Annotated in this window: 13 protein-coding genes; 7 read left to right on the top strand and 6 right to left on the bottom strand. The window is 64.1% G+C overall.

From position 1 onward, the window contains the following. The first annotated feature begins 52 nt into the window (after positions 1-52). The 3 genes from argS to H6979_07080 are packed head-to-tail and all read left to right on the top strand — an operon-like array spanning position 53 to position 3,480. Complete coding sequence (gene argS, locus H6979_07090) at positions 53-1,810, top strand: arginine--tRNA ligase (protein ID MCP5139603.1); 1,758 nt, start codon at positions 53-55, stop codon at positions 1,808-1,810. 8 nt (positions 1,811-1,818) lie between these two features. Further along, complete coding sequence (locus H6979_07085) at positions 1,819-2,361, top strand: SPOR domain-containing protein (protein ID MCP5139602.1); 543 nt, start codon at positions 1,819-1,821, stop codon at positions 2,359-2,361. A 24-nt stretch (positions 2,362-2,385) separates the two neighbouring features. Then, the gene (locus H6979_07080; GenBank protein MCP5139601.1) at positions 2,386-3,480 is read left to right on the top strand and encodes a pyridoxal-phosphate dependent enzyme; all 1,095 of its coding nucleotides are present in this window, start codon (positions 2,386-2,388) and stop codon (positions 3,478-3,480) included. On the opposite strand, the gene H6979_07075 is transcribed toward H6979_07080, so the two are convergent. The 6 genes from H6979_07075 to def all read right to left on the bottom strand — a co-directional run bounded on the left by H6979_07075 (position 3,455) and on the right by def (position 10,617). Continuing rightward, positions 3,455-4,813, bottom strand: a complete 1,359-nt coding sequence (locus tag H6979_07075; protein ID MCP5139600.1) for a sigma-54-dependent Fis family transcriptional regulator — start codon at positions 4,811-4,813, stop codon at positions 3,455-3,457. The two genes, H6979_07080 and H6979_07075, sit on opposite strands and share 26 nt — an antisense overlap. Continuing rightward, a complete protein-coding gene (locus H6979_07070) occupies positions 4,810-7,053 on the bottom strand; it encodes a HAMP domain-containing protein (protein MCP5139599.1) in 2,244 nt (747 codons plus the stop codon). The genes H6979_07075 and H6979_07070 overlap by 4 nt, the downstream gene beginning before the upstream one ends. Further along, positions 7,035-7,583, bottom strand: coding sequence for a DUF4390 domain-containing protein (locus tag H6979_07065; protein MCP5139598.1), 549 nt, complete (start codon positions 7,581-7,583; stop codon positions 7,035-7,037). Before H6979_07065 ends, H6979_07070 begins: the two co-directional genes overlap by 19 nt. A 128-nt stretch (positions 7,584-7,711) precedes the next feature. Then, positions 7,712-9,013: a 16S rRNA (cytosine(967)-C(5))-methyltransferase RsmB gene (rsmB, locus tag H6979_07060; protein MCP5139597.1), complete on the bottom strand. Its 1,302-nt coding sequence runs from the start codon at positions 9,011-9,013 to the stop codon at positions 7,712-7,714. A 71-nt stretch (positions 9,014-9,084) separates the two neighbouring features. Next, on the bottom strand, positions 9,085-10,050 hold the full coding sequence (locus H6979_07055) for a methionyl-tRNA formyltransferase (protein ID MCP5139596.1): 966 nt from the start codon (positions 10,048-10,050) through the stop codon (positions 9,085-9,087). 27 nt (positions 10,051-10,077) lie between these two features. Next, positions 10,078-10,617, bottom strand: a complete 540-nt coding sequence (gene def / locus H6979_07050; protein MCP5139595.1) for a peptide deformylase — start codon at positions 10,615-10,617, stop codon at positions 10,078-10,080. A gap of 189 nt (positions 10,618-10,806) precedes the next feature. Here def and H6979_07045 point away from each other — a divergent pair, with 189 nt between their 5' ends. From H6979_07045 to topA, 4 genes are all read left to right on the top strand, one after another. After that, entirely contained in the window at positions 10,807-11,901 is a 1,095-nt protein-coding gene (locus tag H6979_07045; GenBank protein ID MCP5139594.1) for a LysM peptidoglycan-binding domain-containing protein, read from the top strand. Positions 11,902-11,957: 56 nt separating this feature from the next. Next, a complete protein-coding gene (dprA, locus tag H6979_07040) occupies positions 11,958-12,941 on the top strand; it encodes a DNA-protecting protein DprA (protein MCP5139593.1) in 984 nt (327 codons plus the stop codon). Then, complete coding sequence (locus H6979_07035; protein MCP5139592.1) at positions 12,941-13,411, top strand: DUF494 domain-containing protein; 471 nt, start codon at positions 12,941-12,943, stop codon at positions 13,409-13,411. The genes dprA and H6979_07035 overlap by 1 nt, the downstream gene beginning before the upstream one ends. 102 nt (positions 13,412-13,513) lie before the next feature. Next, on the top strand, positions 13,514-16,036 hold the full coding sequence (gene topA / locus H6979_07030) for a type I DNA topoisomerase (protein ID MCP5139591.1): 2,523 nt from the start codon (positions 13,514-13,516) through the stop codon (positions 16,034-16,036). Positions 16,037-16,055 lie beyond the last annotated feature (19 nt).

Raw genomic sequence — 16,055 nt, 5'->3', positions numbered from 1 at the left:
GAGCGCCGCAACCGGCTAGAATCCCCGTCATTCCCCGCCGATATTTTTCGCTATGCAGATTACAGCCCACATCGCGCAGGTCCTGTGCAACGCGCTGGACTGGCCGGTCGAGCGCAGTGCGCAGATCGAAGCGGCGCTGACCACGCCGCCGAATCTGGCTTTGGGCGACTGCGCGTTTCCGTGCTTCCAGCTTGCCAAAGAGCTGCGTATGGCGCCGAACAGGATCGCGCAGGACCTGGCAGCAAAGATCCAGTCGGACCGGCTGATTGCCAGCGCCAGAGCCGAGGGGCCCTACCTCAATCTGTTCCTGAACCGGCGCAATGCGCTCGGTCAGGTGCTCGGCGAGATCCGCGAGAGTCCTGCCACCTATGGTCACACCGATATGGGGCGCGGTCAGCTGCTGGTGCTGGATTTTTCCGCACCCAATATCGCCAAGCCCTTTCACTTCGGTCACCTGCGCTCCACCAATCTCGGTGCGGATCTGGCACGGATCTTCGCGTTCCAGGGCTGGGAGGTGCTGCGCAAGAACTATCTGGGCGACTGGGGCACGCAGTTCGGTTTCGTGATCTATGCCTGGCAGAAGTGGGGCGACGAAGCGGCCCTCGAGGCGCGGGCGATCGACTATCTGGTTGAGCTGTACGTCCGTGCCAACCGCGAGAGCGAGCAGGATCCTTCCGTCCGTGAGCAGGCACGCAGCCTGTTTCTGCGCCTGGAGCAGGGTGATGCGGAGATCCGCGCACTCTGGACACGGTTCCGGGAGTTGTCGCTGGAGGGTTTTACCCGGACCTATACCCGGCTCGGTGTCAGCTTTGATTCCTACGACGGCGAGTCGGCAATCAACCACAAGGTGCAGCCGGTCATCCAGCGCTTCCTGAAAGCCGGCGTGGCGAAGGAGTCGCTGGGTGCGATCGTGGTCGAGGTATCGGACGTGCTCGGGCGGGACATCGCCCCGTGCATGCTGCAGAAATCCGATGGCGCTTCGACCTATGCCGCACGCGACTGCGCCGAAGCCATCGACCGCTGGGAGCGTTACCGGTTTGGCGCCAACCTCTACGTGGTGTCCCGCCAGGAAGACCACTTTGCCCAGGTTTTCGCTGCGCTCGGCAAGCTGGCCGTCGCGGAGAAGTGGCCGGTGAACTGGCCGTCTCGCTGCGAAAACATCAGCTTCGGCTATGTGCGCGGCATGTCCACGCGCAAGGGCGAGGCCGTCTGGCTGGAAGCGGTACTCGACGAAGCGCGTGACCGTGCCGGCCGCTTTCGTGCGCAGCGGGCCGAGGCGAGCGCGCGTGGCACGGTCGGGCTGGCGGCCGGTGAGGCAGATGCGGTCAGCGAGGCGGTGGGGCAGGCGGCGCTCCTGTACTTCGATGTCTCGTCGCGACGCATGACCGACCTCAGCTTCGACTGGGATGCGGTGCTGCAATTCGAGGGCAATACCGGCCCCTACCTGCAGTATGCGCATGCGCGCATGAGCGGCATCTTCCGCAAGGCCGGTGAGCTTGGTCTCGCCGCAATTGACGAACCCGGCGATCTCGCCGCGCTCGGCACTGATGACGAGTGGCTGCTGGTGCAGAAGTTGCGCGGATATGCCGGAGCCCTGCGCCGTGCGGCGGAACTGCGCGAGCCCTTCGAGGTCGCACACTATCTTTACGAGCTCGCCAGCGTGTTCAATACCTTTTATAACCGGCATGTGGTGCTTGATGTGGCCGAGCCGGTCCGCAGTCGTGCGCGGCTCACGCTGGTGCGGGCGACCCGCAGCGTGCTGCGCAGCGGTCTGCAGCTGCTGGGCATTCGCGCCCTGGACCAGATGTAGGGGACGGTATGGCACGCAGACGCAAGACAAGGAAGCGGCGTGCGGCCACCAGGCCGCTCAGCAGCCTGTGGCTGGCCGTGCTGCTGCTCGTCGTGCTCGGTGGCGGCGCCTGGTACTACTTTACGCAGCGCGGGCCTGGTGCCGCGCCGCCGGTGAAGGAAGTGAAGAAGCCCGCGGCAAAGGCTGCGCCTGCAACGCCTGTCGAAGATCCTGACCGCTTCGAGTTTTACGACACCCTGCCCAATGCGGAGGTACCGATAGCAGAGGATGGAAAGTCGTCTGCTGCCGGTATCAGTTTGCCGCCGGTGGTGACACCAGGCACCTACGTCGTGCAGGCCGGTGCCTTCCCGGCCTTTGCCGAAGCAGACAAGGTCAAGGCGCGCCTGGCGCTGCTCGGCATCGTTGCCGAGATCCAGAGCGCCGAGGCTGATGGCCGGACCTTCCATCGCGTCCGTATCGGGCCGATTGACGATCTCGATCAGCTCAACCGCCTGCGGGCCCGGCTGCGCCAGAACCGTATCGACTTCATGGTCATTCCCGTCGTGGAATGATGCCCGGCTTTCGCAGGCGAGCGCATGACGCGTCCTTTTGACCACCGGTTTCCGCAGCTCGCCGCACGGCTGCCGTGGCAGGCGCTTGCTGATCTGCCCACGGCGCTCGAGCCTGCGCCCGGGTTCGGTGCGGCGCTCGGCGTCCCCTCGCTGCTCATCAAACGCGACGACCTGAGTGCATCGCCCTATGGCGGCAACAAGGTGCGCAAGCTCGAGTACCTGCTCGGCGATGCGCTGGCGCGCGGTTGCAACGCGGTCCTGACCTTTGGCGCTGCCGGTTCAAATCATGCACTGGCAACATCGATCTATGCCCGGCAGCTTGGGCTCGACTGTCATGTCGTGACCTCGGACCAGGTGCAGACGCCCTGGGTTGCCGACACGTTGCGCTGGCACCTGCGGCTTGGCACGCAACTGACGCCGGCGGCAGGTTATGCGCAGATGCTGGAAACTGCCGCGCATATCCGCGCGCAGCATCCGGGCGGTGCGGACCTGGTCTATGAAATCCCCTGGGGCGGTTCATCGCCACTCGGCACGATCGGTTTCGTTGCGGCCGGCTTCGAAATCGCGGCAGAGCTTGCGGCGCTCGGGGTACGCGATCCCGTGCGCATCTATGTGGCCTGCGGCACCATGGGCAGTGTTGCCGGGCTGGTGCTGGGCCTGTACCTGGCCGGCAGCGATGCCACGGTGGTCGGTGTGCCGATCCTGCCGCAGGAGCGCGTTTCGGCGCCGGCAGTTGCCGCGCTGTGCAAGGCCGCCGGTGCAGAGATGCAGCAGCGTGATGCCAGCGTATCGTCCTGTCCGGATCCGCAGTCGCGTTTCGAGTTTCGCAGCGGTTTCCTCGGCGCCGGCTATGCGCAGCCGACACCGGAAGGCGTGGAGGCGATGCACCTGGCCCGCGATCTCGCCGGACTCAAGCTTGAAACGACCTACACCGCCAAGGCGCTGGCCTGCCTGATTGCCGATGCGCGCAGCGGACGACTCGCCGGAGCCGTGCCGGTGTTCTGGCAGACCTGGAACTCGCGACCGAAGCCGCCGGGGCTGCAGGAGGTCGATATCCGGCGCTTGCCGGCCAGTCTGCAGAAGTACCTCGCTGCTAGTCGTCCTCTGCCACCTGCCTGAAATCGATGCCGAGCGAACGCAGCTTGCGATACAGGTGCGTGCGCTCCATGCCCACCCGTTTGGCGAGTTGTCCCACGCGTCCGCCGCAGAGCGCAAGCTGCTGGCTCAGATAGCTGCGTTCGAACTGTTCGCGCGCTTCACGCAGGGGCATGCCGAGCAGATCCTGCTGAACGAGCGACGCAGTGTCGGACTGCGGCGGCACGAGTTGCTGCTCGAGTTCAGCCAGGCTGATCTCTTCGGGGCCACCGGCGACCAGCAACCGGCGCACGAGTGTGGACAGTTCACGGACATTGCCGGGCCAGGGGTAATTGCGCAGGCGATTCTGTGCCGCCAGCCCGAAGCGGCGGAATGGCAGGCCTTCCTGCTCGACCAGGTGCTCTGCACATTCGCGCAGCAGTTCGGGAACATCCTCGCGGCGGTCGCGCAATGCCGGTACCCGCAATTCCAGCACGGCCAGACGCGACAGCAGGTCCGGACGCACCTTGTCGGCGCGTGCCGGCGACAGGGAGCCGATGACGCGGAGGTCGACAGGTATGGTCACGGCATGCCCGACCCGTACGAAGCTGCCCTGCTCGAGGGCGCCCGCCAGCAGCCGTTGCGCCACCGGGCACAGTGCATCGAGATTGCGCAAATAGAGTGTTCCGCCCGCCGCCCGCTCGAGAATTCCGGCCTCATCCTGCTCACCGGCGCCGATGCCAAACAGGATCTGCGCCGCGTTCTCCTCCGGGACCGAGCTGCCGACCAGCGTGATAAAGGGGCGATCTGCCCCACCCGCAAGGCTGTGGATGTGTTGCGCAAGCACGCTGCGTCCGGAGCCCGGTTCGCCGACGATCAGCACGGCCTCGGGTCGGGCTGCAACGGCTGCAGCCTGGTCGCGCAACAGGCGCATCGCATCGCTGCGCCCGGTGGGCGCAAGCGATTCCGGCTGCAGCCTGCGCTGCGCTTCGGCGTGCTGCGTGTGGCTCGATGCATCGAGTGCTTTCCTGACCGTCCGGAGCAGCTTGGCCAGTGACAGCGGTTTCTCGACAAAATCGACTGCACCGAGACGCGTGGCTTCCACTGCGGTTTCAACGGTGCCATGGCCGGACAGAATGACCACGGGACAGCCAGGCGTGCCGGCCTCGGTCCATTCGCGCAGCAGCGTGATGCCGTCGATGTCCGGCATCCACACATCGAGCAGGACGAGATCTGGTGCAGTCCGTTGCACTTCCCGGCGTGCTTCCGCGGCATCCGCGGCGACGCTGACGGAATAACCTTCGTCCGTGAGGATGTCGCTGATGGTGCTGCAGATGTCCGCTTCATCATCGACGACCAGGATGTGTGCGGGGCTCATGCTTCACTCCGTGTCGGCAACTGCCGTTCGGCCTTGTCATCCGACCACAGGGCACGACTTTCGCCTGTCATGTCGGTGCTCCGCGCGCGAACGGGCAGGCGCACGGTGAGCCGTGCGCCATGCGGAGGAATGTTCTCTGCCGAAACCGTGCCACCGTGCTCTTCGACCAGCTTCCTGACGATCGCAAGCCCCAGGCCGGTGCCCTTGTTCTTGTTCGTGACATAGGGCTCGAAAAGCCGCGGCAGCAGTTCGGCGACGATTCCCGGTCCGTTGTCGGTAACGCTGATCTCTGCCATGCCGCGGTCTGTACCGGGAACGAAGCCGGCGGCGATTTCAATCTGCGCATCGGCTTGTCCTTCCAGTGCCTCCTGGGCATTCCGTATCAGGTTATGCAGCAACTGGCGAACGCGTACCGCGTCGGCCTCGATCTCGATTTCGTCGTCGAGCCTGAGTTGTACCGCTGGCTGTCCTTCCTGCGCCCGGTACAGCCATGCGACCTCGCTGATCAGCCGGGCCAGATCGACCCGGCCGATACTGATCGCCGGTGCACGCGCATACTCGCTGAAGGCGTTTACCATGTCGCGCATCGCCTCGACCTGCTGCACTATCGTATGGGTCGAGCGGTCAAGTACCTTGCCGTCTTCGTCGCTCATGTTGGGCAGATACCAGCGCCGGATGCGCTCGGCAGCCAGCCGTATGGGTGTCAGCGGGTTCTTGATCTCGTGGGCCAGGCGTCGCGCGACCTCACCCCAGGCCGCATCCCTCTGCGCCAGCAGCAACTCGGTGACATCGTCGAACACGACGATTGCGCCACCGCCGGTTTCCGTATCGCCCGGCAGCGGCGAACTCGCGCAGTTGAGAATCCGCCGGCTGTTTTCCGTACGCAGCACGACCTGTCCGCGCCACCCGGCCGGCTCGCCCTGCAGATGCGGTTCGAGTGCCTCGATGAACTGCGCAACGACAGCGCTGCTGCTGCCCGCATTTTTCCAGGGGGTCCCGGTCAGGGTGGTCAGGTCGAAACCCAGCACCATGCCGGCCGCATCGTTGGCAATGCGCATCGTGCCATCCGGCTCGATCGCGATGACTCCGGTGGAAAGGCTGCCGAGAATGGTGGCGAGATTGGCACGCTCGCTTTCCAGTTGCTGCCGGCTCTTGCGCCCTTCCTCGCGTGCGCTCTTCAGGCGCTCGATCATGCCGTTGAAGGACTCGATGAGGAAGCCGATCTCGTCCGCTGCTCCGCGCGGCAGGTGCGTGTCGAAGTTGCCCTTGGCAACGGCATCGGTGCCGATGGCAAGGGCCTCGATCGGCGCCGAGAGCCGGCGCGAAAAATAAAAGGCGCCCGCCGCTGCAGCCAGCAGCGACAGCAGCAGCACCAGTGACAGCGTCAGGGCCAGGCTGAATTTCAGGGGATTGCGGAGATAGGACAGTTCCGCGTAGCGCATGTAGGTGTCTTCAACCGCATCAGCCAGTCGCCCCTGGCGTTCGCCGACCGGGAATATGGCCTGCAGGTACCGCGGCGCGAGAGCATCGTGGTCGCCCGGAATGGTGGCCGCGGCACGGATCTGGTAGCGGTCGTTGGCCTCTGGTTCGAGCGTGACAAACGTCCGGGTCCGGCGCAGTTCGGCAAGCACATCGTCGGCCAGCCGCGGCGGTAGCCGGGCGCCCTGCATGCTCGAGCCGACAACCTGCAGTTGTCCGTTGAATACGGTCAGCTCCACGGCACCGGCATCGGTGCGCAGTACGCCGAGTGCGCGCTGCAGGGGATCGCCCTCCAGGTTGCCGAGCGCTGCCGCCAGTGCGCCAGTCTGCAGCAGTCGTGAGGTAGCCTGGGTATCGAGCGTTTCGCGGCTCAGCTTCAGCGCCGAAGACAGCTCCGTGCTGAGATCGGTGTCAAACCAGTTGTCGATGCCGCTGTTGATGGAGTTCAGTGCAAACAGGTAAACGATGAACAGGGGCGCGAGCGTCAGTCCCACGAACATCGTGACCAGGCGCAGCCGAAGTCTGGAGCCGGGGGCATGTCGCCGGTAGTCGCGTATCAGCTGGACGAGATTGCCGGCGATCAGTGCCAGCAGCAGGAGTGCCGCGCTGATATTGACGCCGATGATGACCAGGTGACGTCGGCTGAAGCCCTGCAGGCTGGGCGCGGACTGTGCGAGCAGCAACAGGGCCGTGACGCCCAGCAATACCGCTGCTATAGCAATGATCAGGCCGGCGGTTCGGACTACTCTTCGAGTGGCCATTGATGCCAGCCGCTTTCCAGACTGAAGTCATCGTTCCAGAATGCCAGTATGCGCAAGGGGCCCGGCAGGTGCTGCTGGTCGAGCAGGGTACGCAGGCTGACTTCGTAACGCGCATCCGCGTCAAGCACGCTGGCATCGACCAGCGGCAGTTCCGTTATCGTGCCCAGCTCGTGGAGTGCGGCGAACAGCGTGGTGTGAGCGGTCTGTTCATCGGTGCCGAGGTTGCGTACCAGGTAGCCGCGCGACAGCGGCTGCCATGAAAGCTCGTAGTCCCTGTGCAGGGCCACGACCTCAGTGTCGGGCAGCCAGTTCCTGACCTCGTTGACTTCCACCTGCAGGCTGAAGGTCAGGCGGATGCCGTTCTGCAGGGCATCGAGCATCTGCCGGTTCAGCTGGTAGTCGATACGTGCGGACAGGTACCAGACCTTGTCCCTGAGTTCGGTGCGGACATCGCGGATGACGATGTCTGTTTCCTGGGCAACTACCGCTGGCGTGAGACCGACGCCACACAGGATCAGCATGACAACCATAACCAGCCTGCGCAGCGGCCAGTGACACGCGCCCCCGGCTTTTGCCGGTGATGCCGGATATGGAAAGAATTGCATGTACTGCCGCACTGTTCAGATTTCAGACCGGAAACGGGAACTGCCTGGCTGCATCAGTCAGGCGAGAAAGCCATTAAAGCATAGTAGAAGCCGTCGGTATCCGCAGTACCCGGCAGGATCTGGCGGCCGGGATCCGCCGTGACCGTCACGCCCGGCAGATCGTCCGGGAGTGGAATCTCGCGCACTTCAGGATGAGCGGCGAGAAAGCGGCTGACCACCATGCTGTTCTCCGCCCGGAACAGTGAGCAGGTGCTGTACAGCAACTGTCCGCCCGGACGCAGCAGCGGCAGGAGCCTCTCGATCATCAGGCCTTGCCGGGCAGCCAGCACCGGCAGATCCGCGGCGCGGCGCAGAAACTTGATGTCCGGGTGGCGCCGGATCACGCCGGTGGCCGAGCAGGGTGCATCGACGAGAATCCGGTCGTAGGGCCGGCCGTCCCACCACTGCTCCGGTGTCGTCGCATCGCCGGCGATGAGCTGTGCCGTCAGTCCGAGCCGTGTCAGATTGCTCTGAACGAGAGGCAGACGTTCCGCCGACACATCGAGTGCAGTCAGCTCGATCCGGCCCGCTGCATACTCGAGCAGATGAGTCGATTTGCCGCCTGGCGCCGCGCAGGCATCCAGCACGCGCATGCCCGGCTGCGGATCGAGCAGGCGGGCGGCGAGCTGTGAGGCGGCGTCCTGTACGGTGACGAGTCCGGCAGCAAAGCCCGGCAGTCTGCCGGTGGCGACCGCTGTCTCCAGCTTGAGGGCGAGGGCTGCTCCCGCCAGTGTCGTTGAGGCAAGACCCGGTTCGGCCTGCAGCAGGGCTGCGTACTCGCTGACGGTCGTGCGCATGCCGTTGACGCGCAGCCAGAGCGGCGGCTGTCGCTGGTTGGCATCAAGCACATCTGCCCAGCAGTCGGGCCAGTCCTGCTGCAGTTGCCTGATCAGCCAGGCCGGATGTGCATGGCGGCCCTCGGCTGATTCCGTCACGCGCGCAAGTATCGAATCAGCTTCGCGCTGATAGCGGCGCAAGGCGGCATTGACGAGTCCCGCTGCGCGCGGCTGTCCGAGCAGGCGCGTTGCCCCGACGGTTGCGGATACTGCCGCGTAGTCCGGTTGCCCGGGGTCGTTGAGCTGAAACAGGCCGACCGAGAGCAGCGCCTCGAGGATCCGGTCACGGCTGCGCAGCGGCCGGTCGAGCAGTTCGCCGAGAATAGCCTGATGGCGGTGATGCCAGCGCACTGCGCCGAAAGCCAGGGCCTGGATGTGGGCGCGGTCGCGATCCTCGATGCCGGTGGGGTCTTCTGCAGCAAGCGCACTTTCCAGCGTTGCGCCCTGCTCGATGACCCGCAGTACCGCGCGCGCCGCCATCGCCCGGTTGAGCGATCCGGCCGCATCGGACTGGCTGCCGCCAGCCGGGCGCTGCCAGGGGCCACGTTGCTTCACGCGCCGAGTACCGTGCCGGCGAGTGGTCGGCCATGGGCGAGGTCCGCGGCGGCCACCTGCTGTTTGCCCGGCAGTTGCACGGTGCTGAGCTTGAGCACGCCGTCGCCCGTCTGAACGCTGATGCCTTCGCTGCCGGCAGCGATGATCTGTCCGGGTACTGCCTGTGTCGTCCCGGTCGCGTTGCCGGCGCCGCCCACGCTGGCGGCAAAACAGCGCAGCTGCTGTCCGGCGAGCGTGGTTTCGGCTACCGGCCACGGGTTGTAGGCGCGTATCTGTCGGGCAAGCTGTGCGGCCGGCAGTCGCCAGTCGATGCGCCCATCGGCTTTCCTGATACGGCCGGCATAAGTGACGCCGGCGTCCGGCTGGGGTCGGGGCTGCAGACGGCCGGCCAGCAGACCATCGAGCACGTCCGACAGCGCCTCCGCGCCAAGTGCCGCCAGGCGCAGCTCAAGTTCGCCGGCAGTTTCCCGCTCATCTATGACAAGCCGGGCGCAGCTGTAGACCGGTCCCGTATCCAGACCGGCTTCCATCGCCATGATGCTGACGCCGGTTTCGTGGTCGCCGGCAAGAACCGCAGCCTGGATCGGTGAGGCCCCGCGCCAGCGCGGCAGGATCGAGGCATGTACGTTCACGCAGCCATGCGAAGGAATGGCGAGTACCGCCGGGGGCAACAGCAGCCCGTAGGCCACTACCACGAGCAGATCGGGGGCGAGTGCGCGCAGTTCAGTCTGCACCGCTTCGGTTTTCAGTGTCTCCGGCTGCAGCACGGGTATGGCGAGTTCGAGGGCCAGCTGTTTTACCGGACTCGCGCTCAGGTGCCGGCCGCGTCCTGCCGGGCGGTCGGGTTGGGTCAGCACTGCGACGGGCCGATGACCCCTGTCGCACAGCATCTGCAGCGTCGGCGTCGCAAAGGCCGGTGAACCGGCGAAGATGATCCGCGCGTCTTTCGACTTGTCGGGCATGAGTTCGGACGCGCGGCCGGCTGCCGCTCAGCGCACTGCTTCAGGGTGACGGCTGGATGATTCAACGCCGTCCTTGCGCCGGGCCTTGGCTGCCCGCTTCTTCAACCGGTTGCGCTTCAGTTCCGAGAGGTAGTCGACAAACAGCTTGCCTTCGAGGTGATCCATCTCGTGCTGGATGCAGACGGCCAGCAGGCCTTCGGCATCGAGTTCGAAAGGCTTGCCGTCGCGGTCCAGCGCCCGGACGCGGATACGTGCAGCGCGTTCGACCGGTTCGTTGACGCCGGGTACCGACAGGCAGCCCTCTTCGCAGATATCGCTGCCCTCACGGCTCAGGATCTCCGGGTTGATGAAGCACCAGGGCTGGTCGCGGGTTTCGGACACATCCAGGACCAGCAGCCGAATATGCCGGTCTACCTGCGTGGCGGCGAGGCCTATGCCCGGTGCCGCATACATGGTTTCCAACATATTGTCGGCCAGCAGGCGGTGTTCAGCGCCAACTGCCGTGACCGGCTGCGCCTTTATGCGCAGCCGGGGATCGGGATACTCGATGATTTTCAGCACCGCCATGTCGCTTCCTTCACAGTTTGGCGCCAAGTGCTATGTAACTTGCTCAAAATTATGATACATCTGGCAATGGTCAGCCGGGGTCGGGTTTCCCCGGGGTTGTTGTCGCATCTGGTCAGCCGCGCGAGCGCCATGATTATACCGTGGGGCCATTCGTCGTCGGCAGGCCTTCCAAGCAGGGATGGAGTCCCCATGAAAATCTCCCAGTCCGGGCCAGTCCAGCAGCGTGGTTTTCGTGGCCTTCTGGCCGGTGTCTTGCTGGTGACGCTGACCAGCTTTGCGAGCGGCCTGAATGCACAGCAGGGTGGCGGCGTTGAGCTGAACCCCTCGCATCCGGATACTTATGTCGTGAAGCCTGGCGATACCCTGTGGGACATCTCCGCCAGATTCCTGCGCGACCCCTGGTACTGGCCGGAGATCTGGTACGTCAACCCGCAGGTTGCGAACCCGCACCTTATTTACCCTGGCGATGTACTCACACTCGTGTATGTCGATGGCAAACCCCAGCTTCGCCTGGAGCGGGGTACGGTTTCCGGTACCGAAAAGCTTTCGCCGCGCGTTCGTGAAGAATCGCTGGACTCGGCTATCCGCACGCTGCCCTATGGCGCCGTCGCGCCGTTTCTCAGCAAAGGCATGGTGCTGGAGAAGAACGAACTCGAGAAACTGCCCTACATTGTCGCGCTGCGCGACAGTCACCTGGTGGGCGCAACCGGCAACGATGCCTATGTCCGTGGCGACGCCATCGATCCGGACAAGGTCTATAACCTGATCCACCCGGGTGACAAGATCGTCGATCCGGATGACGGTGATGTCGTTGGCTATGAAGGTATTTTTGTCGCCGAGGCCCATGCAAGCCGTACGGGCGACCCGGCGACGATGCAGCTCACTGGTTCAACTCGGGAAGCCCTGGTGGGTGACCGTTTGCTGCCCCAGATGCAGGCGCCGCTGCCCATGCACTTCGTCCCGCGGGCGCCCGACAAGCAGGTCGATGGTCGCATCATCCATGTCGTCGATGGTGTCACGCAGATTGGCCAGTACCAGGTCGTGATCATCAACCGCGGGACCCGCGATGGTCTCGAATCCGGCCACGTGCTGAGTATCTGGCAGGCTGGCAACAAAGTGCACGACCGGGTCAAATCCGGCATCTTCAACCGCAAAGTACAGTTGCCGGATGAGCGTGCCGGGCTTCTAATGGTGTTCAAGACCTATGACCGGATCAGCTACGGCCTGGTCATGAGTGCCGAGAGCGCCATTCATGTACTCGACAAGGTGCAAAACCCGGACTGAGCCGCGGGGCGCTGCTTCCGGGAGGGTACGGTGCCTGACCCGTCGCAAGGAGCGTATTGAGCACTGAAGCAAGGCTGGCCACGGCTCTTGAGGCCTGGCTTTCGGCACCGGACCATCATCTGCTGCGACCAGATGATCCGCACTATCCGCCTTTGCTCAGGGAGATCTCGCGTCCGCCTTCCACGCTGTTCGTGGCCGGCAATCCGGATGTCCTGACCCTGCCGCAGCTCGCGATCGTCGGCAGCCGCAATGCGACGGCCGAGGGCGCGGATACCGCCCGCAGCTTTGCCGCACATCTCGCTGCTGCCGGTTTCTGCATCACCAGCGGACTTGCCGAAGGCATCGATGCCGCGGCCCATCTCGGTGCATTGCATGCGCCGGACGGCCACACCATAGCGGTCTGCGGTACCGGCCTGGACAGCGTGTATCCGCGTCGTCATACCGGGCTCGCCGCGCAGATCGTCGCGGCTGGCGGAGCGATCGTTTCGGAGTTTGCGCCGGGTACGCCGGTCTCACGCAGCAACTTTCCACGTCGCAACCGGATCATCAGTGGCCTTTGCGTCGGTGTGCTGGTGGTCGAGGCCAGCGTCCGGAGCGGTGCACTGATTACCGCACGGCATGCGATGGAGCAGGGCCGCGAGGTGTTTGCCATTCCGGGCTCGATACATAATCCCGTGGCGCGCGGCTGTCATCGGTTGATACGCGAAGGTGCTCGTCTGGTGGAGACGGCAGCGGATATCGTCGATGAGCTGGGTGGTTTGCTGGCCGGTTTGCGGTCTGGTGATGAGCAGGAGCGGCAATCGGCAGATCAGCATGAGGCTGCAGCGGGAGGCGTGATTTCCACGACTGTGTCCGATACGGAACACGCTGATCTGCTGGCCGCGATGGGCTGTAATCCGGTTGCTGTCGATGTACTCGCGTCGCGCTGCGGATTGACGATCGGGGAGCTTTCCTCCATGCTTCTGATCCTCGAATTGCAGGGATTGGTGCGTTCGCTGGCTGGCGGCCGCTATCAGAGGATCAACCGGAGCGTCGAATAATGAGCGATACCGTTCTCGACGTTCTCCTGTACCTCTTCGAGACCTACACGGAGCAGGAGCCGGAGGCAGCAGACCAGGATGTGCTGCGCGACGAGCTTTTGCGGGCCGGTTTCGGTGAGCCTGAAGTCGACAGTGCGCTGGACTGGCTCGATGGTCTGAACGAAACCAGCGCCCCTTACGCGGGCATTCCGGGCGAGCGCTCGGTGCGTGTCTACAACGAGGTGGAGATACGCCGGCTGGATCTCGACTGCCGCGGTTATCTGCTCTATCTGGAGCAGGTCGGGATCCTCTCGGCCGCACAGCGTGAAGTGGTAATCGACCGGTTGATGGCCCTGGGCTCGGATACGGTCGATAAAGAGCAGCTGAAGTGGGTTGTACTGATGGTCCTGTTTGCCCAGCCAGGCCAGGAAACCGCCTTTTCGCGCATGGAAGATCTGGTCTTCGAGGAGAGCGCCGACGCCATGCATTGAGCGTTTATTCGTGTTTCAGCAGTCAAGCCGCGCTAGAGTCGCGGCTTCGTCGTCTGTAGAGTCCGCGTTTTCTGCAGATCTTCAGCCCGGGTTTGGGAGCGCATGACCAGTATCGTCGTCGTGGAGTCGCCGGCAAAGGCAAAGACCATCGAGAAGTACCTCGGCAAGGACTTCAAGGTGTTTGCGTCCTATGGGCATGTGCGCGACCTGCTGGAGAAGGATGGCGCCGTCGATCCGGAGCACGGCTATGAAATGAAGTACGCGGTGGCGGAGGACAAGGAGCGTCATATCGCCGCCATCGCCAGTGCCCTCAAGAAGGCCGATACGCTTTATCTGGCCACTGACCCTGACCGGGAGGGTGAGGCGATATCGTGGCACCTGCAGGAGGTGCTTGGTGAGCGGGGGCTGCTGAAGGACCGTTCCGTTTACCGGGTCGTGTTCTATGAGATCACCGAGCGGGCAGTCCGCGAGGCCATCGAGCAGCCGCGCCAGGTTTCCATGGACCTCGTCAACGCCTACCGCGCCCGGCGTGCGCTGGACCACCTGCTCGGCTTCAAGCTGTCGCCACTGCTGTGGCGGAAGATCAGCCCGAAGCTCTCGGCCGGGCGCGTGCAGAGTCCGGCACTGCGCATGCTGGTCGAGCGTGAGGAAGCCATCGAGGCCTTCCGCAGCCAGGAATACTGGTCCATCGATGCCCTGACCGGAACCGCGCCGCAATTTTTTGCGGCCCGCCTGGTCGAGTATGCGGGCCGCAAGGTCATCGACAGCTTGAATCGCGAGAAGCCGGAGATCTTCAGCTTTCAGAATGCGGCCCAGGCGGAGGAGGCCCGCAGCACGCTTGAAGCCGCTGCCGGAGGCAAACTTCGCGTCAGGGGTGTGGAGCGCAGTCAGCGCCGTCGCCGACCCGCGCCGCCGTTCACGACCTCGACGCTGCAGCAGGAAGCCTCACGCAAGCTCGGCTTCCGCGCCCGCAACACCATGCAGGTTGCGCAGAAGCTGTACGAAGGCGTGGCCATTGACGAAGGCACGGTCGGCCTGATCACCTACATGCGTACCGACTCTGTCGGACTGGCGAAAGAAGCCATCGATGATATCCGCGGCCTGATCGTCGAGCGCTATGGCAAGGCCAGCCTGCCGGCGCAGCCGAACGTCTACAAGACCACGGCGAAGAATGCGCAGGAAGCGCACGAAGGCATCCGGCCGACAAGTATCCGCCGCACACCCGAATCACTGCAGCGCTTCCTGAGTGACGAGCAGTACAAGCTCTACAGCCTGATCTGGAAACGCACCATCGCTTCGCAGATGGAGCCCGCCGTGTACGATCAGCTCGCCGTCGACCTGGTGCCGGCACAACGCGCGGAGGCAGGCCGATTCCGGGCTTCGGGGTCGACGCTGGTGAGCCCCGGGTTCATTGCCGTATACCTTGAAGGTCGTGATGACGACGGTGACGACAATAACGAAGTGAAACTGCCGGCTGTGCATGAGGGCGACATCCTGTCGCTGGAGGCCGTTCGCCCGGAGCAGCATTTCACCGAGCCACCCCCGCGCTTTACGGAGGCAAGTCTCGTCAAGGCACTTGAGGAGCGCGGCATTGGCCGGCCTTCGACCTATGCCTCGATCATTTCGACGCTGCTGAACCGGAAGTACGCCGAGCTGAAGGGCCGGGCGCTCAAGCCCACCGATGGCGGGCGTGTGGTCAGCGGATTCCTGACCAGTCATTTCACCCGCTATGTCGATTACGACTTCACCGCGCACATGGAAGACGAACTCGACCAGATCTCGCGCGGTGAATGTGCCTGGGTGCCGGTGCTGGAAGAGTTCTGGCAGCCCTTTGCCGTCCTGCTCAAGGAAAAGGACAAGTCAGTCAGCCGCGATGAGGCGGTACAGGCCCGCGAACTCGGCAAGGATCCGGCCTCTGACCGGCCGGTGTCGGCGCGTTTTGGTCGCTATGGCGCCTTCATCCAGATCGGCACCCGCGACGACGAAGAAAAGCCGAAGTGGAAGGGCCTCCAGCCCGGTCAGAGCATGTTCAATATCGAGCTGCCCGACGCGCTCGAGCTATTCAAGCTGCCGAGGAAGCTCGGCACCTTGCCGGGCGGTGAACCGGTCAGTGCAAATACCGGGATGTTCGGCCCCTATGTGCAGTACGAGACGGTCGACAAGGAGACCGGCGAGGTCGTCAAGAAATACGCTTCCCTGCAGGATATCGATCCGCTGAAAGTCACGCTCGAGGAAGCCATCGAGGTGATCAGGGCAAAACAGGAAGCGGATGCCAAGAAACTGGTCAAGGACTTTGGCGTGGACGGCATACGCATATTGAATGGCCGTTGGGGGCCGTACCTGGCGGACGCCGAGCGCAATGCCCGGATACCAAAGGACCGGGAACCCGGGTCGATCACGCTTGAAGAGGCGCGCAAGCTGCTCGCGGATGCGCCGGTGCGCAAGCGCCGCTGGGGCAAGAAAATCGTCAAGAAGGCGACGAAAAAAGCGGCCAGGAAGAAGACACCGAAGAAGGCTGCGGCGGACGGCTCTGCGCCGCCTGTTGCTGCAAAGAAGAAGACCGGTGTCCGCAAGAAAGCGGGTGCAAAGAAGAAGGCGGCAAAAAAGAAAGCTGTGTTAGGCTGACCACTTAACAATAAGTGCC

The organism is Chromatiales bacterium, assembly GCA_024234935.1.
Taxonomy (GTDB): Bacteria; Pseudomonadota; Gammaproteobacteria; order Steroidobacterales.
Note: the sequence above shows the minus strand (reverse complement) of the source record. Positions and strands in the feature narration are given on the sequence as shown.

Coding starts and splice junctions, on each gene's coding strand:
- argS (MCP5139603.1), top strand. CDS start 53: ATGCAGATTACAGCCCACATCGCGCAGGTCCTGTGCAACGCGCTGGAC.
- H6979_07085 (MCP5139602.1), top strand. CDS start 1,819: ATGGCACGCAGACGCAAGACAAGGAAGCGGCGTGCGGCCACCAGGCCG.
- H6979_07080 (MCP5139601.1), top strand. CDS start 2,386: ATGACGCGTCCTTTTGACCACCGGTTTCCGCAGCTCGCCGCACGGCTG.
- H6979_07075 (MCP5139600.1), bottom strand. CDS start 4,813: ATGAGCCCCGCACACATCCTGGTCGTCGATGATGAAGCGGACATCTGC.
- H6979_07070 (MCP5139599.1), bottom strand. CDS start 7,053: ATGGCCACTCGAAGAGTAGTCCGAACCGCCGGCCTGATCATTGCTATA.
- H6979_07065 (MCP5139598.1), bottom strand. CDS start 7,583: ATGGTTGTCATGCTGATCCTGTGTGGCGTCGGTCTCACGCCAGCGGTA.
- rsmB (MCP5139597.1), bottom strand. CDS start 9,013: ATGGCGGCGCGCGCGGTACTGCGGGTCATCGAGCAGGGCGCAACGCTG.
- H6979_07055 (MCP5139596.1), bottom strand. CDS start 10,050: ATGCCCGACAAGTCGAAAGACGCGCGGATCATCTTCGCCGGTTCACCG.
- def (MCP5139595.1), bottom strand. CDS start 10,617: ATGGCGGTGCTGAAAATCATCGAGTATCCCGATCCCCGGCTGCGCATA.
- H6979_07045 (MCP5139594.1), top strand. CDS start 10,807: ATGAAAATCTCCCAGTCCGGGCCAGTCCAGCAGCGTGGTTTTCGTGGC.
- H6979_07035 (MCP5139592.1), top strand. CDS start 12,941: ATGAGCGATACCGTTCTCGACGTTCTCCTGTACCTCTTCGAGACCTAC.
- topA (MCP5139591.1), top strand. CDS start 13,514: ATGACCAGTATCGTCGTCGTGGAGTCGCCGGCAAAGGCAAAGACCATC.